The organism is Kribbella caucasensis, assembly GCF_004361855.1.
Classification (GTDB): Bacteria; Actinomycetota; Actinomycetes; order Propionibacteriales; family Kribbellaceae; genus Kribbella; species Kribbella caucasensis.
In genome coordinates, this window is the sequence record NZ_SNWQ01000008.1 from 240,817 (window position 1) to 267,540 (window position 26,724).

The 26,724-nt window shown below is 67.7% G+C and carries 23 protein-coding genes and 2 pseudogenes; 9 read left to right on the top strand and 16 right to left on the bottom strand.

All coding sequences use genetic code 11. From position 1 onward, the window contains the following. The first annotated feature begins 144 nt into the window (after positions 1-144). The 4 genes from EV643_RS18610 to glpK (EV643_RS18625) all read left to right on the top strand — a co-directional run bounded on the left by EV643_RS18610 (position 145) and on the right by glpK (EV643_RS18625) (position 6,034). A complete protein-coding gene (locus tag EV643_RS18610; protein ID WP_133801351.1) occupies positions 145-897 on the top strand; it encodes an ABC transporter ATP-binding protein in 753 nt (250 codons plus the stop codon). Then, complete coding sequence (locus EV643_RS18615) at positions 897-3,419, top strand: ABC transporter permease (protein ID WP_133801352.1); 2,523 nt, start codon at positions 897-899, stop codon at positions 3,417-3,419. The genes EV643_RS18610 and EV643_RS18615 overlap by 1 nt, the downstream gene beginning before the upstream one ends. A gap of 150 nt (positions 3,420-3,569) precedes the next feature. Next, the gene (locus EV643_RS18620; RefSeq protein ID WP_133801353.1) at positions 3,570-4,328 is read left to right on the top strand and encodes an IclR family transcriptional regulator; all 759 of its coding nucleotides are present in this window, start codon (positions 3,570-3,572) and stop codon (positions 4,326-4,328) included. Positions 4,329-4,525: 197 nt separating this feature from the next. Further along, positions 4,526-6,034: a glycerol kinase GlpK gene (gene glpK / locus EV643_RS18625; protein WP_133801354.1), complete on the top strand. Its 1,509-nt coding sequence runs from the start codon at positions 4,526-4,528 to the stop codon at positions 6,032-6,034. A 24-nt stretch (positions 6,035-6,058) separates the two neighbouring features. Here glpK (EV643_RS18625) and EV643_RS46725 read toward each other — a convergent pair whose 3' ends face one another. Continuing rightward, positions 6,059-6,523 carry a nuclear transport factor 2 family protein gene (locus EV643_RS46725; RefSeq protein WP_133801355.1) on the bottom strand — a complete coding sequence of 155 codons (465 nt, stop codon included), beginning with the start codon at positions 6,521-6,523 and terminating at the stop codon, positions 6,059-6,061. Between the two features lie 79 nt (positions 6,524-6,602). Here EV643_RS46725 and EV643_RS18635 point away from each other — a divergent pair, with 79 nt between their 5' ends. Next, complete coding sequence (locus EV643_RS18635) at positions 6,603-7,097, top strand: winged helix-turn-helix transcriptional regulator (protein WP_133801356.1); 495 nt, start codon at positions 6,603-6,605, stop codon at positions 7,095-7,097. Here EV643_RS18635 and EV643_RS18640 read toward each other — a convergent pair. From EV643_RS18640 to EV643_RS18655, 4 genes are read right to left on the bottom strand one after another with little or no spacing between them, the layout of a single operon-like run. Further along, positions 7,084-7,776 (bottom strand): DUF4386 family protein, encoded by a 693-nt coding sequence (locus tag EV643_RS18640; protein ID WP_133801357.1) that lies wholly within the window; start codon positions 7,774-7,776, stop codon positions 7,084-7,086. The two genes, EV643_RS18635 and EV643_RS18640, sit on opposite strands and share 14 nt — an antisense overlap. A gap of 60 nt (positions 7,777-7,836) precedes the next feature. Continuing rightward, on the bottom strand, positions 7,837-9,549 hold the full coding sequence (locus tag EV643_RS18645; protein WP_238165656.1) for a glycerol-3-phosphate dehydrogenase/oxidase: 1,713 nt from the start codon (positions 9,547-9,549) through the stop codon (positions 7,837-7,839). Positions 9,550-9,588: 39 nt separating this feature from the next. Further along, positions 9,589-11,106: a glycerol kinase GlpK gene (gene glpK / locus EV643_RS18650; protein WP_133801358.1), complete on the bottom strand. Its 1,518-nt coding sequence runs from the start codon at positions 11,104-11,106 to the stop codon at positions 9,589-9,591. 27 nt (positions 11,107-11,133) lie between these two features. Further along, entirely contained in the window at positions 11,134-11,982 is an 849-nt protein-coding gene (locus EV643_RS18655) for an MIP/aquaporin family protein (RefSeq protein ID WP_133801359.1), read from the bottom strand. A gap of 589 nt (positions 11,983-12,571) precedes the next feature. Between EV643_RS18655 and EV643_RS46920 the strand changes: the two genes are divergently transcribed. After that, the gene (locus tag EV643_RS46920; protein WP_370452316.1) at positions 12,572-12,745 is read left to right on the top strand and encodes a hypothetical protein; all 174 of its coding nucleotides are present in this window, start codon (positions 12,572-12,574) and stop codon (positions 12,743-12,745) included. Between the two features lie 763 nt (positions 12,746-13,508). Here the strand turns inward: EV643_RS46920 and EV643_RS18670 are convergent. The 9 genes from EV643_RS18670 to EV643_RS18710 form a co-directional block, all read right to left on the bottom strand. Beyond that, a complete protein-coding gene (locus EV643_RS18670) occupies positions 13,509-13,919 on the bottom strand; it encodes a type II toxin-antitoxin system VapC family toxin (protein WP_133801360.1) in 411 nt (136 codons plus the stop codon). Next, complete coding sequence (locus tag EV643_RS18675; protein ID WP_133801361.1) at positions 13,919-14,194, bottom strand: ribbon-helix-helix protein, CopG family; 276 nt, start codon at positions 14,192-14,194, stop codon at positions 13,919-13,921. The genes EV643_RS18670 and EV643_RS18675 overlap by 1 nt, the downstream gene beginning before the upstream one ends. A 62-nt stretch (positions 14,195-14,256) precedes the next feature. After that, entirely contained in the window at positions 14,257-15,360 is a 1,104-nt protein-coding gene (locus tag EV643_RS18680) for an ABC transporter ATP-binding protein (protein ID WP_133801362.1), read from the bottom strand. A gap of 13 nt (positions 15,361-15,373) precedes the next feature. Continuing rightward, positions 15,374-16,402, bottom strand: coding sequence for an ABC transporter ATP-binding protein (locus EV643_RS18685; RefSeq protein WP_133801363.1), 1,029 nt, complete (start codon positions 16,400-16,402; stop codon positions 15,374-15,376). Beyond that, positions 16,399-17,412 (bottom strand): ABC transporter permease, encoded by a 1,014-nt coding sequence (locus EV643_RS18690; protein WP_133801364.1) that lies wholly within the window; start codon positions 17,410-17,412, stop codon positions 16,399-16,401. Before EV643_RS18690 ends, EV643_RS18685 begins: the two co-directional genes overlap by 4 nt. Positions 17,413-17,516: 104 nt before the next feature. Next, on the bottom strand, positions 17,517-19,274 hold the full coding sequence (locus EV643_RS18695) for an ABC transporter substrate-binding protein (protein ID WP_133801365.1): 1,758 nt from the start codon (positions 19,272-19,274) through the stop codon (positions 17,517-17,519). A gap of 49 nt (positions 19,275-19,323) precedes the next feature. Then, positions 19,324-20,319, bottom strand: coding sequence for an ABC transporter permease (locus EV643_RS18700; RefSeq protein WP_133801366.1), 996 nt, complete (start codon positions 20,317-20,319; stop codon positions 19,324-19,326). A 206-nt stretch (positions 20,320-20,525) separates the two neighbouring features. Beyond that, positions 20,526-22,124 carry an ABC transporter substrate-binding protein gene (locus EV643_RS18705; RefSeq protein ID WP_238165671.1) on the bottom strand — a complete coding sequence of 533 codons (1,599 nt, stop codon included), beginning with the start codon at positions 22,122-22,124 and terminating at the stop codon, positions 20,526-20,528. Between the two features lie 61 nt (positions 22,125-22,185). Further along, on the bottom strand, positions 22,186-22,836 hold the full coding sequence (locus tag EV643_RS18710; RefSeq protein ID WP_133801368.1) for an HAD family hydrolase: 651 nt from the start codon (positions 22,834-22,836) through the stop codon (positions 22,186-22,188). A 265-nt stretch (positions 22,837-23,101) separates the two neighbouring features. Here EV643_RS18710 and EV643_RS18715 point away from each other — a divergent pair, with 265 nt between their 5' ends. Beyond that, positions 23,102-23,947 carry a PAC2 family protein gene (locus EV643_RS18715; protein WP_133801369.1) on the top strand — a complete coding sequence of 282 codons (846 nt, stop codon included), beginning with the start codon at positions 23,102-23,104 and terminating at the stop codon, positions 23,945-23,947. Positions 23,948-23,995: 48 nt separating this feature from the next. Here the strand turns inward: EV643_RS18715 and mshC are convergent, their stop codons facing one another. Continuing rightward, positions 23,996-25,216, bottom strand: coding sequence for a cysteine--1-D-myo-inosityl 2-amino-2-deoxy-alpha-D-glucopyranoside ligase (gene mshC, locus EV643_RS18720; RefSeq protein WP_133801370.1), 1,221 nt, complete (start codon positions 25,214-25,216; stop codon positions 23,996-23,998). Positions 25,217-25,312: 96 nt separating this feature from the next. Beyond that, positions 25,313-26,125 (bottom strand): NAD(P)H-binding protein, encoded by an 813-nt coding sequence (locus EV643_RS18725; RefSeq protein ID WP_238165658.1) that lies wholly within the window; start codon positions 26,123-26,125, stop codon positions 25,313-25,315. An 89-nt stretch (positions 26,126-26,214) separates the two neighbouring features. Here EV643_RS18725 and EV643_RS46470 point away from each other — a divergent pair. Both EV643_RS46470 and EV643_RS46475 read left to right on the top strand, forming a co-directional pair. Beyond that, positions 26,215-26,355 (top strand): annotated as a pseudogene (locus EV643_RS46470) (cupin domain-containing protein); the annotation flags it as partial. 136 nt (positions 26,356-26,491) lie between these two features. Beyond that, a pseudogene (locus tag EV643_RS46475) lies at positions 26,492-26,692 on the top strand (cupin domain-containing protein); the annotation flags it as partial. Positions 26,693-26,724: the final 32 nt, after the last annotated feature.

The window sequence follows — 26,724 nt, forward strand, 5'->3', positions numbered from 1 at the left end:
AGGTACGACGCTCCCGCCCAAGGTGCGGGGAGGCGGTGGCGAGGGTGAGGGAAGGCGGAGTGTGACAGGGGCGCTCCGCCTGGGTGGTGTACCGCCGGGTGGGGGTCGTGCTGGGGAGGACCTGGGGGCGGATAGCGTTCGGGCATGACTGCGGAACTCGTCGAGCAGGCCGTGGCGATCAGGACGGTGGGGCTGGGCAAGAGCTACGGCCACGGCGAGACCAGGATCGATGCGCTGGCGGACGTGAGTGTGGAGTTCGGGCGCGGGCGGTTCACCGCGATCATGGGGCCGTCCGGTTCGGGCAAGTCGACCCTGCTGCACTGTCTCGCGGGCCTCGACAAGCCGACCACCGGCCAGGTGATGCTCGGCGAACTCGACCTGACCAAGCTGGACGAGCGATCCCTGACCCACCTCAGGCGGGACCGGATCGGCTTCGTGTTCCAGGCGTTCAACCTGGTCCCGACCCTGACCGCGCTGGAGAACATCACCCTCCCGCTCGACCTGGCCAACCGCAAACCCGACAAGGCCTGGCTCGACACCGTGCTGACCACGATCGGCCTCAAGGACCGCCTCGGTCACAAACCGTCCGAGTTGTCCGGCGGTCAGCAGCAACGGGTCGCGTGCGCCCGCGCCCTGGTCTCCCGCCCGCATGTGGTGTTCGCCGACGAGCCGACCGGCAACCTCGACTCCCGCGCCTCGGCGGACGTGCTCGGCTTCCTGCACCGTTCGGTCCGTGAGTTCGGTCAGACCGTGGTGATGGTGACCCACGATCCCACCGCCGCCGCGTACGCCGATCGGGTGCTGTTCCTCGCCGACGGCCGGCTGCGGGACGAGCTGCTCGACCCGACCGCGGAGTCCGTCCTCGACCTGATGAAGCAGCTCGACGGGACCGACTGATGCTCAAGCTCGGCCTCCGGTCGGTGCTGGCCCACCGGCTGCGGTTCGTCCTCTGTACGGTCGCGGTGCTGCTCGGGATCGCTTTCGTCAGCGGAGCGATGATCTTCACCGACACCCTGTCCGCCGCACTGAAGAAGAACTTCGCCGGTGGTACCGCCGACATCACCGTCACCGCGGTCAGCCAGGTGGACCCCGGTACGTCGGGCGCGCTGCCGGCGACCCTGACGATCGATCTCGCGAACCAGATCGCCGCCGTACCGGGCGTCGCCGGCACCGACCCGCAACTCCTCGTCCCCGGCATCCAGATCATCGGCAAGGACGGCCGGCCGATCGACAACCACGGCCTGTCCGCGTACGGCGCCGGCTGGCCGCACCACCCCCAGACCGCGCCGTTCCGGCTACTCGACGGCGAGGCGCCCTGGGGCCAGGCGAAACTGGCTCTCGACCAGACCACCGCCCGCCGCGAGGGATTCGAGCTCGGCCAGCAGATCAAGGTCGTCACCCCGGCCAGGTCCGTCAGCGCGACCCTGACCGCCATCACCACGTCTGCCCTGTCCGGTTCGGCCGCGGGTGCTCCACTGGTCAGCTTCGACCCGGCGACCGCCCAACTGCTCCTGCTCGGCCGCCCCGGCTGGACCTCGATCGGCGTCGCCGTCCAGCCCGGTCAGGACCACGCGATCGTCAAGGAGGAGATCACCTCGATCGCCGGCCCGGACGTCACGGTCCGGACTGCGGCCGAGGTCTCGGCCGACGGCGAGAACGCCCTCGACGACACCTTCGGCGGCTTCAGTACGGTCCTGCTCATGTTCGCCGGCCTGGCGTTGTTCGTCGGCGCGTTCCTGATCGTCAACACGTTCGCGATGGTCGTCGCTCAGCGGTCCCGCGAGCTCGCCATGCTCCGCGCGATCGGCGCGTCCCGCAGCCAGGTCACCGGCACGGTCCTCGCCGAAGCGACCGTGATCGGCGTGATCGGCTCGACCCTCGGCCTGCTGATCGGCACCGGTGTCGCGGGCGGTATCCAGCTCTTCTACCAAAGTCTCGACCTGGCCATCCCGTCGACGGCGCTCCAGGTCAGCGCCGCCACGATCGTCACCAGCTACCTGATCGGCATCGGTGTCACCGTCGCCGCGGCGTACCCGGCGGCCCGGCGTGCGGGCAAGCTGCCACCCGTCGCCGCGATGCGCGACGACCTCGTCGTACCCGAGCGCTCCCTCCTGGTCCGCCTGCTCATCGGTGGGTTCATGCTGCTGATGGCCGTCACCCTCTCCGCGATCGGGCTCGGCACTCAAGGCCTGCCCGGCGCGGTACTGCTCGCCTTCGCCGCCGCGATCACCCTGCTCGGCATCGTCATGACCAGTCCGCTGATCAGCCGGTACGCCGTCCGCGGGCTGATGCGGCCGTTCGGGCGTCAGGCCCCAGTGGTTCTCGGCCGGCGGAACGCGGAACGCAACCCACGGCGTACGTCCGCGACCGCATCGGCGTTGATGATCTCGCTCGCCCTGGTCAGCGGGCTGGTCGTCCTCGCGGCCTCCGCGAAGGCCTCGGTGGACAAGGGCATCGCGGACGCGATCGGCACCGCCGAGTTCGTCGTCAGCGACCAGGGCGGGGCGTTCAGCAGCCAGGTCGGCGACCGGATCGCCGAAGTACCAGGGATCTCCGCCGTGCACCGGATCCGTCAGCTCCCGGGCACGGTCGCCAGTACGCCGGTCAGCGTCTCCGGCGTCTCACCGGGAACCCTCAGCGGACCGATCGTCACCAGGCTCGACGCGGGCTCGCTCGACAATCTCGAAAAGGGCGAGGCCGTCATCCCCCGCAACCTGGCCAACCAGCTCAAGTTGTCGGTGGGCAAGCGGTTCCAGCTCGTCACCTCGACCGGCAAGTTCCCGCTGACCGTCGGCGGGGTGATCGCCTCGAACCGCGAGGTCAACGCCGTTATCCTGTCGCTGGACCAGTTCGGCGCGGTCGGTGGCGCCGGGACCGATTCGACCCTCTACCTGGATGTTGCCGACGGCACCGATCCGGTGCAGGTCCGGTCCGCGGTGCTCGCGAAGGTCAGCGACTATCCGTCAGTGCTCGTGCGCGATCAGCAGGCGTATGCGGCCGGTGAGCGGGGTCCGATCAACGCCATCCTCGGGGTGGTCGGGGCGCTGCTCGCGCTCGCGGTGCTGATCGCTCTGCTCGGCATCGTGAACACGCTCGCGCTCGGTGTGGTCGAGCGGACCCGGGAGATCGGCCTGCTGCGCGCGATCGGGATGGACGGGCCGCAGTTGCGCCGGATGCTTCAGGTGGAGGCGATCGCGATGGCGCTGCTCGGTGCGCTGCTGGGTGTGATCGTCGGCGTACTCTTCGCCGCGGCGATCCAGCAGGTGATGGCGGAGGACGGCCTCAGCGTCCTGGACGTCCCGGTGCTGCAACTCGTCATCGCGATCGTGGTCGCGGCCGTGGTCGGCGTACTGGCCGCGTTCTGGCCGTCCCGCCGCGCGTCCCGCCTGGACGTCCTGCAGGCCATCGCCGCCGAGTAGCGAACACTTCGACATGAGGTAGTGCGCCAAACCGCCGGCTCGGCGCCATCGCCCCGCGGGGAAGCCTGTCCGGCGGCGGACTACCTCATGTCGAAATGCACAGACTCGCGAAGGGGTCCGTCGGCGGAGAATGCCAGGTAGCCTGCCGGTGTGCCGGGCAGCGTCCAATCGATCGAGCGAGCTGCCGCAGTGCTGCGCCTACTCGCCAGCGCGCCGAACGGACTCGGCGTCGCGGACCTCGGCAACGCACTCGGTCTGGCCAAGGCGACCGTGCACGGGATCCTCAAGACACTGCACCAAGTCGGCTTCGTCGAGCAGGACCACAGCGGCGCGCACTACCACCTGAGCGACGCCTTCGGCCGCCTCGGCGACACCTATCTCGATCCCAACGAGCTCCGCAGCCGTGCGATCAACTGGGCCGACTCGCTCGCCGCCCGCAGCGGTGAGGTGGTCCGCGTCGGCCGGCTGGTCGAGGGCAAGGTGGTCGTGGTCCACCACGTGTTCCGGCCCGACGACAGCGATCAGGACCTGGACGTCGGTACGACGCTGCCGCCGCACGCCTGTTCCCTGGGCAAGGCCGTGCTCGCCTTCGACACCAGCGGCGGGGCGAAACCGCGGAAGCTGGAGGCGTTCACCACCAGGACGATCGTCGATCCGGCCCGGCTCGCGGACGAACTGGCGTCGGTCCGGGCGAAGGGCTGGGCCGCGGAGTTCGAGGAGCACACCGTCGAGCTGGCCGGCATCGCGGCGCCGATCCGCGGCCTCGGCGGCCTGGTCGTCGGCGCGGTCGGCCTCACCGGCCGGATCGAACGCATCTGCGACAGCCGCCTCCGCCACCGCACCGACCTCGTCACCATGGTCCGGGCCACCGCCGAAGCCATCGGCCGCGACCTCCGCGAGGACCGCTGAGCTGATGCCCACCCCGACCCCACCCCGCCCTCACCCCCACCACCCACGCCCCACCCAACTCCGACCACCCACCACATCGCGGTCTCACCCCGCCCCGACCCGTCCGTCGACCACCTCGCACCCCGCCTTCACCCCCGCCTCCCCGCAGCACTTGCTCCAGTCACCCACCACCTCGTTCGTTCTGGGAGGTGGGGTGAGTGGCTGAGCAGTATGTGGCGGCGGTGGATCAGGGGACGAACTCGACCCGGTGCATCCTGTTCGACCGACGCGGACGGCTCGTTTCGGTGGCGCAGCGTGAGCATAAGCAGCACTTTCCGCGACCGGGCTGGGTCGAGCACGACGCGACCGAGATCTGGCGCAACGTCACCCGGGTGGTCCCGGCCGCGATCCGCCAGATCGGCGCCCTCCCCACCCAGATCGTTGCCATCGGCATCACCAACCAGCGGGAGACCAGCCTGCTGTGGGACCGCCGGACCGGCCGCCCGATCGGGCACGCGGTGACCTGGCAGGACACCCGGACCGACCGGCTGATCACCGAACTGGCCGGCGACGAAGGGCCCGACCGGTTCGCCGACCTGTGCGGCCTGCCGCTGACCACCTACTTCTCCGCGCCGAGATTGCGCTGGATGCTCGACGAGACTCCCGGCCTGCGGGAACGTGCCGAACGCGGCGAAGTGCTGTTCGGCACGATGGAGACCTGGCTGATCTGGAACTTCACCGGCGGCCCGGACGGCGGACTCCACGTCACCGACGTGACGAACGCCAGCCGCACCATGCTGATGAACATCGAGACCCTCGAATGGGACGACCACCTGCTCGCCGCGTTCGATGTACCACGGTCGGTGCTGCCCGAGATCCGGCCGTCCTCCGGGGTATTCGCGACTGCCACGGCAGTGCTCCCCGGCGTACGGATCGGGGCGGCGCTCGGGGATCAGCAGGCTGCGTTGTTCGGGCAGACCTGCTTCAGTCCCGGTGAGGCCAAGTGCACGTATGGCACCGGGTCGTTCCTGTTGCTGAACACCGGCAAGGAGATCGTCCGGTCCACGCACGGCATGCTGACCACCGTCGCGTACCAGATCGGCTCGCAACCGGCGGCGTACGCGCTCGAAGGGTCGATGGCGGTCACCGGCTCACTCGTCCAGTGGTTCCGTGACGGCCTCGGGCTGATCCACACCGCCGCCGAGATCGAGACGCTGGCCCGGACCGTCGACGACAACGGCGGCGCGTACATCGTGCCCGCGTTCTCCGGGTTGTTCGCACCGCATTGGCGTAGCGAGGCGCGCGGGGTGATCGCCGGCCTCACCTCGTACATCACCAAGGGTCACCTCGCACGCGCGGTCCTCGAGGCGACCGGCTTCCAGACGCTGGAGGTGGTGAACGCGATGAACGCCGACTCCGGCATCGCGCTGACCGCCCTCAAGGTCGACGGCGGGATGACGGCGAACAACCTGCTGATGCAGTTCCTCGCCGACCTCCTCGACGTCCCCGTCGTCCGGCCGATGGTGACCGAGACGGTCTCGCTCGGAGCCGCGTACGCCGCCGGCCTGGCCGTCGGCTACTGGCCGGATCTCGAAGGCCTGCGCAGCAACTGGCATCGCGCCGGACAGTGGCTGCCGAACATGGATCCCACCCGCCGCGCCGCGGAGTACGCGAACTGGCAGGCAGCAGTCCAACGCACCTTCGGCTGGATCCGCCCCGGCCAATAAAACGTGCTCTAGGCAACAAACCCGTCAGACAGCGACCTCGTCCGTGATCGGCGCCGCGTGCGCCTCCTCATAACCGGCCGCCGCCAACCGGTCCAGCGCCCGCGCCAGCACCGCCGTGTCCTCCAGCGTCCGGACCTCGGTCATCTTCCCCCACCGCATCCGCAGCATCTGGTGCACGACGTTCTGGTACCGCGTGCCGTCCACCAACCCGACATCCACCGTCACCGCCGTCGCGATCCGCGTATCCCACGGCCACCCAGCCACCAGGACGTCCTGTACGACGAACTGGGTGTTCGGCATCAACCGGAAGCACCGTTCCCACCAGCGCCGCAACGCTTCGTGCGTGTGCCGCTCCCCCGACAGCGCGTGATCGCCGTAGAACCGGTACGTGAACTCCGGCGCCATCCCGGTCACCATCGCCTCCCAGTTCCCCTTGCTGATCTCCGCGAACGCCTGCCGCACCTTCGCCGCCACCACCCGGTGATACATCTCGTCAATCCCCTCAGTCGTTGGAGATTTCAGCCTAGGGATAGTGAGTTCAATGACGCAACTGACTAGGATGTAGATCATGCGGAACACCAGCTTCGCCGCCATGCACTGCTCCCTGGCCCAGTCGCTCGAGCTGATCGGCGACTGGTGGACTCCCCTGGTCCTGCGCGACCTCTACCTGGGTCTCGACCGCTTCGACCAGTTCGTCACCGACCTGGGGATCTCCCGCAACCTGCTCACCGATCGCCTCAGCACCCTGATCGAAGGCGGCCTGGTCGAGCGCACGCCGTACCAGCAGAACCCGGTACGCTACGCCTACTCGCTCACCGAAGCAGGCCGTGAATTCGTCCCGATCCTGATGGCCATCACAGCCTGGGGCGACCGCTGGGCTACCCCGGAAGGCGGCCCGCCGATCCGCTTCACCCACGACACCTGCGGCAACGTCACCACCCCCACCGTCTGCTGCTCCGAATGCGGCGACCCCCTCACAACCGGCGAGGTCACCCCCACCCCCGGCCCCGGCGGCCGCATCGCCCCCGGCACCGCCCTCATCGCGACAGTTATGCGCGCGTGATGTCGATCCGGCGCCTGACCAGCTGAACGCAGACCACGACGACCCACACCCAGAACAAGGCGTAGGGGATCAGCCAGACAGGGCTCAACCACACCGCCCGCGCGATCAGGAAGCCGACGCCCGCCACCAGGGCCCACCAACCGAGCCAGGCCGGCAACGACCGGGAGTCGACGATGATCCAGCCGGCCGCGAGCATGAAGCTGCCGAGCGCGATCCACGAGTTGGCGAATCCCAGGTTGCCCAGATCGAAGGCGAACCGGGCCAGTTGCGGATCCAGGCCGTCGTCCAGCCGGAACTGGCCGACCTGCCAACCGCCGGTCATCACGAGCGCCACGAAGACGATGCCGGAGGCAAGCGCCACCGCCGATCGCCAGGCCGGGTCGCCCTCGGCCTGCCGCAGTACCGCTGACAGGCCGGCCACGAACCAGGCCATCGTCATCAACGCGAGCAGACTCAGGTAGGACCCGGCCGCGTAGAGCGTCTCGTTCTGTGCTTCCAGGAAGTGCAGAATCTCCGCTGCCGGCGCATCGAAGTCCGGCTCCGTCTCGCCTGCCAGTAACAACGACTGGCTGACAATCACCAGGACGAGGGCTGCCAGGCCCGCGATCCCCGTGGCCACCGACATGGTCCGCCATCGCTTGGCGGCGCCCGGCTGCTGATCCAGCCCGATTTCCCCCATCACAAACCCCCTTCGCCCCTGTGTCGAGTAAGACACAGGGGCGAAGGAGTCGTCCAGATCTCAGGCGGGGGAGACGATGTCGGGGGCCTCGAGGCGGACCTTGTCGGCGGACTCGTCGTCGGGCTGGTCCTGGGAGTCGCGTTCGGACTGGACCCGGCGGATGTAGAAGGAGACCTCGCGGTCGATCGTGGCCTGGTCCCAGCCGAGCTCGGGGGCCATCAACTGTGCGGCTGCCTCGGCCGCGCCGGCTCCCCGGTCCCACGCCTCGATCGAGATGCGGGTACGACGGGCCAGCGCGTCGTCTAGGTGACGGGCACCTTCGGCGCGGGCGGCGTACACGATCTCGGCCTTCAGGTAGTCCTGGGTGCCGGGCAGTTGCTCACCGAGCGACGGATCCTCCTCGACCAGCGCGAGCACCTCCTCGATCAGCGCGCCGTACCGGTTGAGCAGGTGCTCGATCCGGGCCACGTGCAGGCCGGACCGTTGTGCGATCAGGTGCCGCTGGTTCCACAACGCCTGGTAGCCGTCAGCGCCGACCAGCGGGATGTTCTTGGTAACGGACTTCGGCACCCGGCCGTCGAGCGCGTTCGCGGCCGCGTCGATCGCGTCCTTCGCCATCACCCGGTACGTCGTGTACTTGCCCCCGGCAACGACGACCAGACCGGGTGCCGCATGCGCGACGACGTGTTCGCGGGACAGCTTCGACGTACTCTCCGACTCCCCCGCCAGCAGCGGCCGGAGCCCGGCGTACACGCCCTCCACGTCCTCCCGGGTCAGCGGCGTGGTGAGCACCGCGTTGACGTGGTCGAGCAGGTACTCGATGTCCTTGCTGGTCGCGGCGGGGTGCGCCTTGTCCAGGTTCCAGTCGGTGTCCGTGGTGCCGATCAGCCAGTGCCGACCCCACGGGATGACGAACAGCACCGACTTCTCGGTCCGCAGGATCATCCCGGTGCTGGACTGGATCCGGTCCTTCGGCACGACGACGTGGATCCCCTTCGAAGCGCGGACGTGGTACTGCCCGCGCTCGCCGACCATCGCTTGCGTGTCGTCGGTCCACACCCCGGTCGCGTTCACGACCTGCTTGGCCCGTACTTCGAACTCGCGACCGCTCTCCAGGTCCTTCGCCTGAACACCCGTCACCCGTTCGCCCTGACGGAGGAAGCCGGTGACCTTGACCCGGTTCGCGACGTGGGCACCGTACGACGCGGCCGTGCGGGCCAGTTCCATCGTGTGCCGGGCGTCGTCGACCTGGGCGTCGTAGTACTGGAGGGCGCCGATGAGCGCCGACTTCTTCAGGCTCGGGACCAGCCGCATCGCCCCCCGGCGGGTCAGGTGCCGGTGGATCGGCAGGCCCGCGCCGAGTCCGGAGCTGACCGCCATCCCGTCGTACAGGGCAACGCCGGCGCCGGCGTAGAACCGCTCCCACCAGCGGTGTTGCAACGGGTAGAGGAACGGGACCGGTTTGACCAGGTGCGGGGCCAGGCGTTGCAGGAGCAGGCCGCGCTCCTGCAACGCCTCGTGCACCAGCCGGAAGTCGAGCATCTCCAGGTACCGGAGACCACCGTGCACCAGTTTGCTGGACCGGCTGGAGGTGCCGCTGGCGAAATCGCGGGCCTCCAGCAGTCCGGTGGTCAGGCCCCGGGTGGCGGCGTCGAGGGCCGACCCGGTGCCGACCACCCCGCCACCGACCACCAGGACGTCCAGTTCCCGGCCGTCCGCCATCGCTTCGATGGCCTTGGTCCTCGCCTGCGGTGACAGAGGTACTACACCCACTGCGCTGTTCCTTCCGGTTGTCTTGCCGTTACCACGTGGTCAGGAGACGTCGACCCAGTCAAGTGTGCGCTCGACCGCCTTCTGCCAGCCCGCGTACCCCTTGGCGCGCTGCTCGTCGTCCCACTGCGGCTCCCACCGCTTGGCCTCGTTCCAGTTCTGCACCAGGTCTTCCTTGGTGTTCCAGAACCCCACCGCCAGGCCGGCCGCGTACGCCGCCCCGAGCGCGGTCGTCTCAGCGACGACCGGCTTGCTCACTGACACGCCGAGGATGTCGGCCTGCATCTGCATGCAGAGCTCGTTCGCGGTGACACCACCGTCGACCTTGAGTACTTCGAGCTTCACGCCGGAGTCCTTCTCCATCGCGTCTGCCACGTCCTTGCTCTGGTAGCAGATCGCTTCCAGTGTTGCGCGAGCCAGGTGCGCGTTGGTGTTGAACCTCGACAGGCCGACGATCGCGCCCCGGGCGTCGGACCGCCAGTACGGCGCGAACAGGCCCGAGAACGCGGGGACGAAGTACACGCCGCCGTTGTCCGCGACCTGCCGGGCCAGCGTCTCGGTCTCACTCGCACCGGAGATGATGCCGAGCTGGTCCCGGAGCCACTGGACGGCCGAGCCGGTGACCGCGATCGACCCCTCGAGTGCGTAGACCGGGGCCTCGTCGCCGAACTTGTAGCACATTGTGCTGAGCAGGCCGGACTTCGACCGGACCAGCTCGGTGCCGGTGTTCAGCAGCATGAAGTTGCCGGTGCCGTAGGTGTTCTTGGCCTCGCCGGGTTTGAAGCAGACCTGGCCGACCGTGGCCGCCTGCTGGTCGCCGAGGTCGCCCGTCAGCGGGACCACCCCACCGAGAGGCCCGCTGGCCAGCGTCTCGCCGTACTTGTTCGGGTCCGACGAAGGACGGATCTCCGGCAACATCTGGCGTGGGATGTTGAAGAACGAGATCAGCTCGTCGTCCCAGTCGAGCGTCTCCAGGTTCATCAGCATCGTGCGGCTGGCGTTGGTGACGTCGGTGACGTGTACGCCGCCCTCGGTGCCGCCGGTCAGGTTCCAGAGCAGCCAGGTGTCGGTGTTGCCGAAGATGGCGTCACCGGCCTCCGCGGCCTCGCGAACCCCTTCGACGTTCTCCAGGATCCACTGGACCTTGCCGGCCGAGAAGTACGTCGCCGGCGGGAGCCCGGCCTTCTGCCGGATCACGTCGCCCTTGCCCTCACGTTCGAGGGCAGAGGCGATCCGGTCGGTCCGGGTGTCCTGCCAGACGATCGCGTTGTAGTAGGGACGGCCGGTCTTGCGGTTCCAGACCACCGACGTCTCGCGCTGGTTCGTGATGCCGAGCGTCGCCAGGTCGCTCGCCTGCAGACCCTGCGCGTTCATCGCGGTCCTGATCACCGAACTGGTGCGCTCCCAGATCTCCACCGGGTTGTGCTCGACCCAGCCTGCCTGGGGCAGGATCTGCTCGTGCTCCAGCTGGTGGATGGCCACCTCGTTGCCGGAGTGGTCGAAGGTCATGAAACGGGTGCTCGTGGTGCCCTGGTCCACGGCACCGACAAAGTCAGGCATGGAAAGTCCTTTCCTGCTGCAGAGTTGTCATTGCGCAGCTTCCTCCGGAGCCCGTTCGGGTTGTTCGGCCTCGTCGGCGATCGGCAGGAACCGACCGATCAGCAGTTCGTAGAGTCCGGCCCCGATCAGGCCGCCGATGAGCGGGCCCACTATCGGTACCCAGAAGTACAGATCGCCGAACTGATCTCGGAACGCCGTACCGTAGCCGGTGATGAACGAGGCGAGCCGCGGTCCGAAGTCACGAGCGGGGTTGATGGCGTACCCGGCGTTCGTGCCCCAGGCCATGCCGATGCCGACGACGACCAGGCCGATGATGAACGGTGCCAGGTTGACGCCCGGCGAAATGTTTCGGGCGTCGATGATCGCCAGCACCAGGAAGAGCAGCAGCGCGGTGCCGATGAGCTGGTCGCGGAAACCGCCCCACATGCCGACACCGATGTCGACGCCGTTGCCCGGCAACGTCGAGAAGACGCCCTGGCTCTTGATGGTCAGACCGGGGTCGACCTTGTTCAGTCCCTCGGTGTAGTTCCATCGAACCAGCAGCGCGGCCACGAAGGCGCCGAGGAACTGAGCCACCGAGTAAGGCACCACCTTCTTCCACGAGAAGCCACGGAACACTGCCATCGCCAGGGTGACAGCGGGGTTGATGTGCGCGCCGGTCATCCGGCCGGCCGTGTAGATGCCGAGCACGACGCCGAGACCCCAGGCCCACGCGATCGAGTCGTGGTCGCCGAGCGCACCGCCGTACGCACCGGCGCCTACCACCACTTGTGCGACCACACCGACACCGAACATGATCAGGATGAAGGTGCCCGCGAACTCCGCCGCCAACTCACCGATCAAGGTCTTTTCCTTGACCGCTTCGGTCGTAGCCATGCTTGTCCTCCCTTCCAACCCCGTGACAACCACGGAGAACTGGAATCTAGGAGTGTTAGCGGGGCGGCACAACGCTGCACGTTCGACATTGTCGAACGGCCTGCTCGTCGTATCAGGCGGCACGCCGGTGCCTCCGAGGTACGTGGGAAAGATTTGCGGCCGGAAGGCAACCAAAAGGTGGGGTCAATGCGTCTTGGCAGGGTAGGCACTTTGGTGGATCGAGGGCTCGCATGCCGGGGGATGGGGACAGGATGACCGAGTCGGGGGACTTCAGAAGGTTCGCGATCCGGCGGGAGCGCGCGCTCTACCGGTACGCGCATCTGCTCACCGGCGACCACATCGAGGCCGAACACCTGGTCCGGGACGCACTCGGCCGCACCCAGGCCACCTGGCGCCGGATCAACACCGACGCCGAGGCCGAACTCCACACCCGCCGGGCAACACCACAGCCGCCGTCGGCCGCTGGCGCCCCCGAGCCTGGTTCGCAGACCGCTCACGTCCGGCCGGCGGAGCGGAGTACGACATCGCTGCGCGCACCTGGATCCGCGACGAACTCCAGGCGCTCCCACCCCGCCAGCGCGCGGCGCTCATCCTCCGGTACTACGAACACCTCGGCGACACCGAGATCGCCCAGATCCTCGGCTGCTCGATCAGCACCGCCCAGACCACGACCACCCAGGCCCTGCAAAACCTCCGCGCCGGCCTGGACCCCGATACCGCTCTCCTGATGGACCTGCTCCTCCCCACCCGCCAAGCCGGCTGACCTAAAGCTGCCAGCCGGCCCGAAGTTTCGGCGGACTTTCGGCTCCCAACATTTCGACCAGCCAAGGCGTCACCATCAAGTTCGACCGCCGCAGTAGAACCGCCGAGGGCACCGTCCCCGCCGCGGCTCGCCGCTTCGTCTTCCTCTTCGACCCCGCGATCTCCTTCAACCTGCGCGACTTCCCCACCTGCGCAGCCACCATTGTCCGTGAACAAGGCCCCACAGCCTGCCCATCCGGATCCCAGGTCGGCGGCGGCACCTCAACCGACCTCCAAGGCCGAACCACCCCGGTCTACCTACTCAACACCCGCCACGCGACCGGCGACTACGGCCTCCTGGTCTCCATCCCCGCCGCGAACGTCCTCCTCGAGCAAACCCTTGAACGGGTCTCCCTCCCCTACCGCAGCACCTACCGCTGGGCCCTCGACGAGATCGTCCCGCCAACCGCCACCCCACCCCAGGACCGCGCCGGCACCTCCCGCTTCGAACTGACCTTCGGCGCCACCCGCACCATCAACTCCCCCACCGGCCCCCGAACCGTCAGCCTCGTCCAAAGCTCCGCCCCCACCACCCACCCCCTCCACTTCGCCCTCTGGAGCCACTTCGTCACCGGCCAGACCACACTCCCCACCGCCACCACCACAACCACCAACTAACCAACGGCCAATGGCAGGTTGCTGGATCGACAGCGGGCAATACAACACGCCATCACCCAGAACGACCGGCTCCTGGCGGTCCGCAAGAAGTCCGCCCCTACGTCGACTCAATCGCGACCGGGTGACGCGACCGCGAGGGCATTGCGTCTACACGCGTCCGCCAGTCGGTCGTCGTACGTGACGACAACGTCGGCGTCGACCAATACGGCCGTGGCCAGATGGATTGCGTCGAGGCTGCGAAGTACAAGCGGTTCGATCCGCCGCGCGATGCTCACGACCTCGGCCGTCATCGTCCGCTCGTCGATACCGGACATCGCTTCGTCAATCAAGCGGCCGGCAGATGACGTCGCTTTGGCCCGGGCAAGCACCGCGCGAGAGACCTCGACCCAAGCAAGCGAGGACGACACCAGAAAGTCCGCCTGCTCATTGTGCGAATCCAGAAACTCCACGAACTCATCGGATTCCTGCTCGACAATGACGCGCTTGATGAGAGCGCTGCTGTCGATATAGACGCGCATCAGAGGCGGTCGCCGCGATCGAGCAGGTCGAGGCTGCTGGTGCCTTCCGGGAGACGGAGGCGTGGCCTCACCTTCCGGTAGGGCACCCGCGCCGCACGAACCGATCCCGATGCCCGAGCCACCTCACGATCGCTGGCAGGCCGTTCGTCCTCGACAAGGTGCAGGTGACGGGCGACCGCCTCCCTGAGGATCTCCTGCTGCGACCTGCCTGTCCGCTCCGCCTCAGCCTGAAGAGCCGATGCCATCTCCGGGCTGAGTCTCAGATTCGTGGCCATACCCGCGATGCTACTACGTTGGTACCAGAGGCGGTACCAACGTGGTCCCCTAGCCGTCAGCGTCAGGCCTTGACGGAGTCTCTGCCGGGGTTGGTTTCTGCGGCCTTCATCGCCGTGGCCTCTTGCTCCGGGGTGGCGTTTTCGGGGAAGTGGCAGGCGGATTGGTGGCCGGGGGCCAGTTGGATCAGTGGGGGTTCGACAACCTTGCAGATGTCTTGGGCTTTCCAGCAGCGGGTGTGGAAGCGGCAGGCCGGGGGCGGGTTGATGGGGCTGGGGACGTCGCCGACCAGGCGGATGCGTTCGCGTTTGCTTTTGCGGGCGGTGTCCGGGATCGGGACGGCCGACAGCAGGGCGAGGGTGTAGGGGTGCATCGGCTTCTCGTAGAGGCTGACGCGGTCGGCGAGTTCGACGATCTTGCCGAGGTACATGACGGCGACGCGGTCCGAGACATGCCGTACGACGGACAGGTCGTGCGCGATCATCACGTACGTGAGGTCGAACTCCTCCTGCAGGTCCTCCAGCAGGTTCACCACCTGCGCCTGGATCGACACGTCGAGCGCGGAGACCGGCTCGTCGGCGACGATCAACTTCGGGCGCAACGCCAGCGTGCGAGCGATACCGATGCGCTGCCGCTGGCCGCCGGAGAACTCGTGCGGGTACCGGTTGTAGTGCTCTGGGCTGAGACCGACGAGTTCGAGCAGTTCCTGGACGGCCTTCTTCACGCCGTTCTCGGTCTGGACCTTCTGCAGCTTGAACGGCGCACCGACGATCTTGCCGACCGTGTGCCGCGGGTTCAGCGAACCGTACGGGTCCTGGAAGATCATCTGGACGTCGCGCCGCAGCGGCCGCATCTTGCCCTCGGACATGTGCGTGATGTCCCGGCCCTCGAAGACGATCCGCCCGTCGGACGGCTCCAGCAGCCGGGTCAGCAGCCGACCGGTCGTCGTCTTGCCGCAGCCGGACTCCCCTACCAGCGACAGCGTCTCGCCCTTGGTGACGGTGAAGTCCAGCCCGTCGACGGCCTGCACCGCGCCGACCTGACGCTGCAGCAGGCCGCGCCGGATCGGGAAGTGCTTGGTCAGATTGTTGACCGACAACAGCTCCTCGCCGATCTCGGGCTCGACGACGCCGGGAACGGCGGTGGGGTCGGTATCAGCAGTCGTCACAGTCGTCGTCCGTTCACAGCTTCGGCTTGATGTCGGTCTCCCACGCCTTCTGGCGCTCCTGCGGGGAGAGGTGGCAGGCGACCATGTGGCCGGCGCCGCTGTCCAGCAACTCGGGCCGCTCGGTCTCGCTTGCGCCGCCGTTCAGGTGCGCGTAGTTGCAGCGCGGGTTGAACGCACACCCCTTCGGCACGTTGATCAGACTCGGCGGGGTGCCCTTGATCGGGATCAGCCGCTCGGTGCGTTCGCGATCGATCCGCGGCATCGAACCGAGCAGGCCCCAGGTGTACGGGTGCTGCGGCCGGTCGAAGATGTCCTCGGCCGTGCCGTACTCGATCGCGCGGCCGGCGTACATCACCTGGATGTGGTCGGCCAGCTCGGCCACCACCCCGAGGTCGTGGGTGATGATGATGACCGCGGAGTTGAACTCGGACTGCAGATCCCGGATCAGGTCCAGGATCTGTGCCTGCACGGTCACGTCCAGCGCGGTCGTCGGCTCGTCCGCGATCAGCAGATCCGGGTCGCAGGACAGCGCCATCGCGATCATCGCGCGCTGCCGCATACCGCCGGAGAACTGGTGCGGATACGCGTCCACCCGCTTGTCCGGCTGCGGGATCCCGACCCGGTCGAGCATCTCGATCGCGTGCTTCTTGGCGACCGCCTTGGACACGTTGTTGTGCACCCGGTACGCCTCGATGATCTGGTGCCCGACCGTGTAGTACGGGTGCATCGCCGACAGCGGATCCTGGAAGATCATCGCCATCCGCTTGCCGCGGAGCAGCCGCACCTCTTCCGAGCTGGAGCTGACCAGCTCCTGCCCGTCCAGCAGTACCTCGCCGCTGATCCGGGCCGATCCGCCCTTGTGCAGGCCCATGATCGACAGGCTGGTCACACTCTTGCCGGAACCGGATTCGCCCACGATGCCGAGCGTCTTGCCCCGCTCCAGGTCGAACGACAACCCGTCGACGGACTTGACCAGGCCGTCGTCGGTCGGGAAGTGCACCCGCAGGTCGCGGACCGAGAGGAATGCGTTGTCGTTGGTCATTTGGCGCGCACTCTCGGGTCGACGACGGCGTACAGGAGGTCGACGATCAGGTTCGCGAGCACGATGAAGACCGCCGCGACCAGCGTCACGCCGAGGATCTTCGGCAGGTCGTTCGCGACGATGCCGTCGACCGCGTACTTGCCCAGACCCGGCAGGGAGAACGTCTTCTCGGTCAGGACGGCACCGCCGAGCAGCAGGCCGACGTCCAGACCGAAGATGGTGAGGATCGGTGTCAACGCTCCACGGAGCCCGTGCTGGACGACGACGTTCCGCTCCTTCAGGCCTTTCGCCCGGGCCGTCCGGATGAAGTCCTCGTTCATCGTCTCGAGCATGCCTGCCCGGGTCAGCCTGGCGTACTGCGCAGAGAACAGGAAGGCAAGGGTGATCCAGGGCAGGATCAGTGCCTGCGCCCACAGCACCGGATTGTCGGTGAGCGGGACGAAGGTTCCACCGGGTTTCGTCCAGCCCAGTCGATAGCTGAAGAACGCCAGCGAGATCAGACCGGTGAAGAAGATCGGCAACGAGACTCCGGCCAGAGCCACCGTCATGGCGGCCCGGTCGAAGATCGAGCCGCGTCTCAACGCCGACAACACGCCGATGGCGACACCGAACACCAGCCAGAGGATCGACGCACCGGCTGCCAGCGACAGCGTCACGGGTATTCGGTCGAGCAGTTCGGGCCACACCGGCTGCTTGGTGATGAACGAGTACCCCAGGCAGGGCGCGGGACACCGCTCGACGCCGGCGCCGTAGTCGTACTCCGCGCCGACCACGACACCTTTGGCCCAGTTCCAGTACTGCACTGCGATCGGGTCGTACAGACCGAGCCGCTCGGCGGTCAGTTTGACGGTCTCTTCGGTTGCCGCGCGACCGACGTACCGGTTCGCCAGCGTCTCCGGCGACGCACCGGCCCAGCGCGGTACCAGATAGAAGATCGAGAAGGTGATCGCGCTCACGATGATGAGCAGACCGATCGCCGCGATGAGCCGCCTGACGATGTATGTGATCACAGTGCCCGGCACCGGTGCCCGGCCCGGGAGATCCTCCCGGGCCGGGCACCTGCAGCCTTCACCTACCTAACGTGAGTACCTGAGAGAGGGTTGTGCTGGATCGGTTACTTCACACCCAGGCTCAGGTAGTCGTACATGTTGAACGCCTCGCTGATGAACACGTTGCTGAGGTTCTTCGGCCGCAGCAGCAGGCTCTTGGCGTACACACCCGGGTAGATCACGGCCTCTTCCATCACGCGCTTGTCGATCGGGGCCCAGAGCTTCTCCCGCTTGGCGGTGTCCGTCTCGGCAATGGCCGCGTCGAGCATCTTGTCGACCTCGGGGATCCGGACGCTGGTGTTCGACGAACCACCGGCCGGCCGGATGACCCGGCTGTCGACGATCTGGGACAGGAAGCCGAAGCCGTCGTTCCAGTCCGCGCCCCAGCCGTTGGTGGCCAGGCCGAGGCCGTTCTTGACCACGAAGCCCGGGTTGCCGGCGTACTGCGAGAAGTAGTCACCCGACGGGTAACCCTTCAGGGTCAGGTTGATACCGAGCGGCTTGAGGGCCTGCTGGAACGCCTCGGCGGTCGCCTTCTCACGCGGCCGGTCGGAGCGGTAGGCCATGTTGGTGCTGAACCCGTTCGGCTGACCACAAGCGGTCAGGGCTTCCTTCGCCTTGGCCTGGTCGCCCTTGTTGTCGGGACCGGCCGGGTACAGGTCGAACTTCTCGTAGCCCGGGACCAGCGGCGGCATGATCGTCGTCGCCAGGTCGCCACCGGAGAACGGGCCTCCGTAAGCGGTCTGGTAGCTGGTCTTGTCCATGCCGTACTCGATCGCCTTGCGGCACTCGATGTTGTCGAACGGCTTCACCGTCGGGTTGATCGAGGTGTACCAGAGACGCGCGATGGTGGCGTTGTCCGAGCTCGCCTTGAGGGCCGGGTCCGTCAGCACCTTGCTCAGCGACGCCGGCTGGACACCGGTGCCCTGGACATCGATGTCGATGGTGCCGTTGATGACCTGGTTGTCGATGTCGTCGGCGCTGACCTTCAGCGCGACCTCGTACCGGTCCGGCAGCGCCTTGCGGTTCGGGTCCGTCGCCTGGTCCCACTGGTCGTTGCGGGCCAGCGCGAACGACTTGCCGGGCTGCACGTTCTCGAACTTGTACGGGCCACTGGAGACGATGTGGTTCCGGTACTTGGCGCCGTCGTCCTTTGCCTCCGGCACCGGCATCGTCTGGGTCAGCTGAGCCAGGTAATCGAAACCACCGAAGCCGTTCTTCAGGTGGAAGACGATGGTGTGGTCGTCCGGGGTGGTGATCGCCGAGTCGGTGTTGACACCCTTCGACTTGTACGGGCCCTTGTAGCCGGCCGGCAGGTTCAGGAACGCCTCGAAGTACGCCGGGCCGTTCGGGAAGGTCTCCTTGTCGGTCGAGCGCAGGACGGCGTGCTTGACGTCCTGCGCCTTGACCTCGGTGCCGTCGTCGTACTTGACGCCCTTGCGGATCTTGTACGTCCAGGTCTTACCGCCGTCGCTGGGCACGCCCAGGCTTTCGGCCAGGTCGGGGACCAGTACGTTGCTCTCTTTACCCGGAGCCGGCTTGAACATCAGCAACGACCGGCCGTAGAGGCGGGCGAAGTTCCAGGCATAGCCGTAGTAGGTCTCACCCGGGTCCAGGGTGTCCCAGTCGTCGGCGTTGGCCATCTTGATGGTGCCGCCCTTCTTGTCAGAAGGACTCACCACCCCGGTCAGCGCCGCGTTGAACTCGTTCTTGGCCCCAGTGGATCCGTCGCTGGGGCTCTCGTCGCTGCCGCCACAGGCCGACAGCGCCAGGGCGACGACCGCCGACAACGCGGCGACCGTTCTCAGTCGTTTGATCCTCATGGTTGTGGTGCACCCCTTCTTGTCAGAACCACTGGTGGTGAAAGTCGAGTCATCGAGACCGCGGGTCCAGCGCGTCCCGCAGTCCGTCGCCGAACAGGTTGAAGGCCAGCACGGTGATGAAGATGGCCAAGCCGGGCCACAACATGAAGTGCGGCATCGTGTAGAAGGTCACCGCGTCGGACAGCATGCCGCCCCAGGTGGCCGTGGGAGCCCGGACACCGACGCCGAGGAACGACAGCGCGGCCTCGAACAGGATGTTCGTCGGGATCAGCAGCGTCGCGTAGACCAGGATCGGCGCGATCAGGTTCGGCAGCAGCTCGGTGAACAGGATGTACGGCCGGCGAGCGCCCAGGCTGCGGGCGGCGTCGACGAACTCGCGTTCCCGCAGCGAGATCGTCTGCCCGCGCACGATCCGGCCGATGTAGGGCCAGTTGAAGAATCCGATGATGAAGATCAGCAGCACGATCCGCAGCGAGTCGCCCTTCAGGCCGAAGGCGTCGTCCGGGACGACCCCGGCCAGCGCGATCGCGAAGACCAGCAGCGGGAAGGCGAGGAAGATGTCCATCAAGCGGCTGATGAAGGCGTCGACCCAGCCGCCGAAGAAGCCGGCCACGATCCCCAGGGTGGTGCCGATCGCGACCGACAGCAGGGTGGCGAAGAAGGCGATCAGCAGCGAGATCCGGGATCCGTAGATGACCCGGCTCATGATGTCGCGGCCGTTCACCGGCTCGACCCCGAACGGGTGCTCCCAGCTCATCCCGCCGAACTTCCCGGTCGGGGCGAGGGTGCCGCCGACGGTGTCGATCAGGTTCTGGTTGAACTGGTTCGGCGGATGCCCGATGAGCTTGATGATCAGGTTGGCGAAGATCGCCATCAGGATCAGCAGGACGATGATGACGAAGCCGCCGATCGCGACCTTGTCCCGCTTGAGCCGCATCCACGCGATCTGACCGAGTGAGCGTCCCTCGATCTTGCCCATACCTTTGAGGACGGCCTCCGGATCTGCCGTCGCCGCGCCGGGCTCGACCTCGAGTGGTGCTGTCACGCGGTGTGCTCCCCCTACCTCGAATCCGTGAAATCCGGCCCACGCCGGAATGGCTGCGGCCCAAACCTGCCGCCAGAACTCTCCGGAGTCAAACGCGGAAAGTGCTGCGTTGCCCGATCGTGATGCTGCGGAAATCGTCCCGTATCGTGGACACGTCGCAGTAAACCATGTCCTCCCACGCGGCGTCGCGGATGCCTCGCCGAGTGTTACTTCTTCAATGCGGAGAAGGACAGGTACGACAGCGGATTCAGCGTCTCGGCGACGTTTTCCAGGCCCTTGCCGGCCACGACGGTGAACCGGCCCTGCCAACTGGGCAGCACCGGCGCGTCGTGCGCGATCACGTTCTGTGCACTGGCCAGCAGCTCTTCGCGGTCGAGGTTGTTCTGCTCGGCGACTTCCTGATCCAACAGCTTGTTCGCCGTCTGCGACTTGTAGCCGTTCTGGTAGAGCCCGCTGTCGCGCACGAACGGGGCCAGATAGTCGTCGGTGTCGGGGTAGTCCGGCAGCCAGCCGGAGTGATAAATATCAAACGCCCCGGCCCGCGCCAGCTGCTGGTACCGAGGCCACTCGACCGACAGCAGCGTCACCCGGAACAACCCCGTCGCATCCAGCTGCCGTTTCAGCTCGGTCACTTCAGCCTTCGCGCCGGCGCCGTACTGCGTCGGCGTCCACCCGAGCGTCAACGGCACCGGCGTGGTGATACCCGCTTCGCGCAGGATCGTCGTGGCCGCTGCCTTGTTCGGATCCTTGTACTCCGCGCGGAACGCGTCGACCTGACCCGCGAACCCGGGCGGCACAACGGAGTACAACGGCGTCACGTGGTCGCCGTACGCCTTCTTCACCAGGGCCGGCCGGTCGATCAACTGCGCCACGGCACGCCGTACTGCGGGCCGTCGGGCCACCGTCGATTTGAAGTGGAAGGAGAAGAACCGGATCTCCGCGGACGCGGCCTCGACCACCTGCACCTTGTCCCCAGAGCGCAGCTTGTCCAGGTCGCTCGCGCCGAACCCATGGAACGCCAGATCGGCCTTCCCGGTGGTGACGGCCGACGACAGCGCGGCCGAGTCGGGGAGCAGGCTGAGCTCGATCCCGTCGTTCTGCGCGGCCCGCGGTCCGCGGTACTTGATGAACTTGGTCAGCACGGCCGACGTACCGGCCTTGTAAGAGCTGAGCTGGTACGGCCCGCTGCCCATCGCTTTGTCGTTCAACAGCTTCGCGGCCGGGTAGGTCTCCTCGTCCACGATCGAGGCGCCGGTCGTGGTCAGCAGGTACGGCAGTCGCGCGTCCGGCCGCTTCAGCGTGAACACCGCGGTCAACTCGTCCGGCGTGCTCACGGACGCGACCGTGCTGAACAGTCCGGCCGGGCCACCCGCGGTCTTGAGCTTGACCATCCGGTCGAAGCTGAACTTCACGTCCGACGACGTCAGCTCGTGCCCGTTCGGGAAGGTCAGCCCGTTCTTCAGGCTGCAGGTGTACGTCGTGGGCGCGTCGAACTGGCAGTCGGCGGCATCCGGTACCGGGGTCGGTTTGCCCGGCGTGATCGTCAGCAGGGTCTGGAAGAGGTTCGCCTGCAGGGTGCGCGAGCCGATCTCGTACGGGCCGGCCGGATCGAGCGAGGTGACCGAGTCGGTGGTCGCGACCTTGATCATCACCTGGTTCGGCGTCGGGCCGGTGTCGTTCTGCTGGTCGCCGTTCTTCCCACACGCCGCCAGCGAGCCGGCCAGCAACCCCACCAGTGCAGCCTGCCCTGCGGACCTCACTACGCCGGTCCTGGCCACCGCCAGGAGACGACGCTTCACCACCATCACCACGTCCCACCCTCTCGTCCCCAGTCACGCCCCGCGGGCACCTCACGAAGGTAGCGCCTCAGTGGAGCAAACGACGCAGGGACTCCGGGGTGATGGGTTCCAGGGACTTGACGACCAGGCGCCGAGGTGCTTCGGGGATCGGCACCCATTGCGGTACGGCGACCACGAACGCACCCGCCGCGGTACCGGATTCGGTGCCGCCCGGGGAATCCTCGATCACCACGCAGTCGGCCGGATCGACGCCGAGCGCCCGGGCTGCGGTCAGGTACGGCTCGGGGTGCGGCTTGCCGTGCTCGACCTCGTCACCGGCGACGATCACGTCGAACAACTCGTCCGGCAGGTGTCCGAGGACCGCGTCGATCATGACCCGGTGCGACGCCGAAACCAGGGCGCACGGGATCTCTTCTTTGTTCAACGCCTGCAGCAACTCGACCGCCCCGGGCCGCAATTCGACCTCTTCCCGCAACGTCGCCACCACCTGGCTGAACATCCGCTCGGCCAGTTCGTCGGGGGTGATCCGGCCGGCCGGGATCCGCGCCATCCAGACTTTCAACGCGTTACTCAGATCGCTGCCGACGAGCGAGACACAATCCTCGGTCGTCCACACCGCTCCGAGCGTTGCCATCAGGTCGATCTGGACCCGGGCCCAGACCGGCTCGGAGTCGACCAGCGTGCCGTCCATGTCCCAGAGCACCGCGCGCAGGGTCATGGGGCGATGACGTACTTCGGGTGCGCGGACAACGTGGGCTCCTTTGAGAGACGGACAGCCCCACCAGTTTCACCTGGGACTCAAGTTCGGAGCACGCCGGGTACCTCGGTACGTCGTACGGCCGACACGTTCCGCTGGGCGTGAAACCGGACGCACGGTGCTCCCCGGGGACGTAGGCTGGCAGTCCGGCACGCGGTGCGGACGGAGTACTGACTTTGGCAGCTCAGACAGCGGCAGCGACAACGGCTAGGACAGGGGGTGGCGGGTGGTAGACCTCGCTAACCTGCGGGACCCGGTCGTGATCGCCGCGTTCGAGGGCTGGAACGACGCCGCCGAGGCCGCGACCGGTGCGGTGGACCACCTGATCGACGAGTGGGACGCCGAGCTCGTGACCGAGATCGATCCCGAGGACTACTACGACTTCCAGGTGAACCGGCCGACGGTCGGTATCGACGAGGAAGGTGTCCGTGAGATCACCTGGCCGACCACCCGGATGTACCTGGCCCGGCCGGACGACACCGACCGCGACGTACTGCTGATCCGCGGCATCGAGCCGAACATGCGCTGGCGGACCTTCTGCCAGGAGCTCCTCGCGGTCGTCGACGAGTCGAACGCGCAACTGGTCGTCGTGCTCGGCGCCCTGCTCGCCGACTCGCCGCACACCCGCCCGATCCCGGTCAGCGCGACGTCGTCCGATCCCGAGCTGACCGCCTCGTGGAGTCTGGAGCCGTCCAGCTACGAGGGCCCGACCGGGATCACCGGTGTCTTCGCCGACCTGTGCAACACCCTCGGCATACCGTCGGTCTCGGTCTGGTCCGCGATCCCCCACTACATCGCCGGTACCCCTTGCCCGAAGGCGTCCCTCGCCCTCCTCGGCAAGGTCGAGGCGTTGCTGGATCTCCCGATCCCCGAGGGCGACCTGCCCGAACTCGCCCGCGCCTGGCAACGCGGCGCCGACGAACTCAGCGAGGAAGACCCCGAGGTCGCCGAGTACGTCGCCACCCTCGAACAGCAGCGCGACACCACCGACCTCCCCGAAGCCTCCGGCGACGCCATCGCCGCCGAATTCGAGCGCTACCTCAGACGCCGCAACAACAACCGCCCCGAATAGCCCCGTACGACGACCCGCTCCTTCGTCGCCGGCGGCGCGTAGTACGGGTTAGAGCTTGATGCCGAGTAGGGCATCGGCGGCCTGGGTGATCAGGGCGGGTGAGGTGGGGTCCTCGCCGTTGGTTTCGGACCAGAGGTCCAGGGCGGCGAGGGCGGCCGGGGTGTCCAGGTCGTTGGTCAGGGCCGAGCGGAGGGCGTCGACCGCGGCGGTGCCGTCGGGGCCGGTGCCTCGGGCGATCGCGCCGCGCCAGGTGTCGAGGCGCTTCTGGGCTTCGAGCAGGTCGGCGTCGGTCCAGAACCAGTCGGTCCGGTAGTGGTGGGCCAGCAGCGCCAGCCGGATCGCCATCGGGTCGGAGCCGGCCTGGCGTTCGCGGGAGACGAGGACGAGGTTGCCCTTGGATTTCGACATCTTCTCGCCGTCCAGTCCGACCATCGCCTGGTGGACGTACGCGCGGGCGAACGGGTACTCCCCCGTCGCGCACTGCGCCTCGCTCGCCGACATCTCGTGATGCGGGAAGATCAGGTCCGACCCGCCGCCCTGGACGTCGATCGTCATCCCGAGGTAGCGCAGCGCGATCGCCGAGCACTCGATGTGCCAACCCGGCCGGCCGCGCCCGAACGGCGAGTCCCAGGCGGGTTCGCCCGGACGTTCGCGCATCCAGACCAGACAGTCCAGCGGGTCGCGCTTGCCTTCGCGATCGGGGTCGCCGCCGCGCTCGCCGAACAACGCCAGCATGGTCGCGGCGTCGTACGACGAGATGCTGCCGAACGCCGGGTCCGCCTTGACCGCGAAGTACAGGTCCCCGTCCACGTCGTACACGGCGCCGGCGCGCTGCAGCTCGGCGATCCGCTCGACCACCAACGGGATCGACTCGACCACGCCGACGTATTCCTGCGGCGGGATCACCCGCAACGCGGTCATGTCGTCGCGGAACAACTGGATCTCGCGCTCGGCCAGATCGGCCCACTCGACACCGGTCGCGGTCGCCCGCTCGAGCAGCGGGTCGTCGACGTCGGTGATGTTCTGGGTGTAGTGGACGTCGTAGCCGGCGTCGCGCCAGAGGCGGTTGATCAGGTCGAAGGTGACGTACGTCGCCGCGTGGCCCATGTGCGTCGCGTCGTACGGGGTGATGCCGCAGACGTACATCCTGGCTGGCCCGTCGGCGGCCGGCGGGACCTCGACCGGACCACCCGAGGCGGTGTCGTAGAGGCGAAGACGCCGGGCCGGCCCGGGTACGACCGGGATTTCTGGTTTCGTCCACGCCTGCATGAGACGGAGCCTATCCAGTCAGCCATCAACAGACACGAACAGGTTCCACTCCCCGATCCGCCCCGCGCTCCCGCCCGAAATGCGGTATGAGCGGGATCACCTCCGACGCCAGGCCCGGTCCACGTACGCCGCGAACGGCGTCGCGTCCCGGCCGAGGACCTGGCGTACGCCGTCGGCCGGTTCGGCGAGCAGACCGGCCCGGACCAGGTCGAACATGGCGTTCAACTGCTCCACGACGTCCTCGGGGTACCCCTGCGCCCGCAGCTCGGCCCCGTACTCGGCCGGCGACACGTCGACGTGCGACATCGTCCGCCCCGAGGCGGCCGCGATCTGCGCAACGGCCTCGTCGAAGGTCAACCCCTCCGGACCGGACAGGTCGTACCTCCGCCCGTCGTACCCGTCCTCCGTCAGCAGCGTCGCGGCGACCTCTGCCACGTCCTCGACATCCACGAACGGCTCGCGCACCCCACCCGTCGGCAACGCCAGCCGCCCGGTCAGCAGCGGTTCGTACCAGAGATCCTCGTCGAAGTTCTGAGCGAAGTTGTTCGACCCGATGATCGTCCACGCGACCCCGGATGCCTTCACGGCTCGTTCGGCCTCGGCCATCCCATGCCCGAACACCTCACCGAACCCATCCGCACCACCCCGCCCCGACAACACCACGAACTTCGCCACCCCCGCGGCAACCGCCTGATCCACGAACGGCTCGATCAGCTTCGGCTCCTCCGGCGCGATCAGATACACGGCAGCGACATCCCGTACGGCGCTCGCCCAGCTGCCCGAATCCTCCCAATCGAACCGAGTCTCCGAACTCCGCGAGGCCGCCCGCACCGCCACCCCTCGATCACGCAGCCTCCCAACCACCCGCCGACCGGTCTTACCCGTTGCCCCAAGCACCAAAATCGTCATACCCGAAGTCAATCCGGCCATCCCACCGCGGCCCATGCGCGAAAGTTCCACCCAGATGTCCATTAGTCCCGCTGCCTACGCTGGGTCCTATGGATCCTCTCGACGACCTGCTCCGAGGTGTCCGTGCCGAGGGCGCGGTGCTCGGTACTCCGGTGCTCCCGGCTCCGTATGCGCTCCGCTTCACCGACGCCGCCGCGCTGACCTTGATCGCGCCGCTGCGAGGCGAGGCCTGGATCGTGGCGGACGGCTGGGAGCCCACACCCGTACGACCAGGCGACAACGCGATCGTCCTCGGCCCGGCGCCCTTCATCGTCACCGACGACCCGAGGCGCAACGCCCAACCGGTCGACGCGCTCTGCGACGGCACCGTCAAGGGTTCGACCAGCCGGTACGACGAGTCTGGGCGGCACGGTTCTCCTCGCCGGGGCGTACCACGTTCGGCGGGAGACGCCGCAGCGGCTGCTTCGCGAGCTGCCACCCGTCCTCGTCCTCACCTCGAACCACGACTGCGGTCCCTTGCGCGACTACCTCGAACTGCAGCTCGCCGCGGGATCCCTCGGCCGGCAGGTCGGTCTCGATCGGCTGCTCGATTGGTTGCT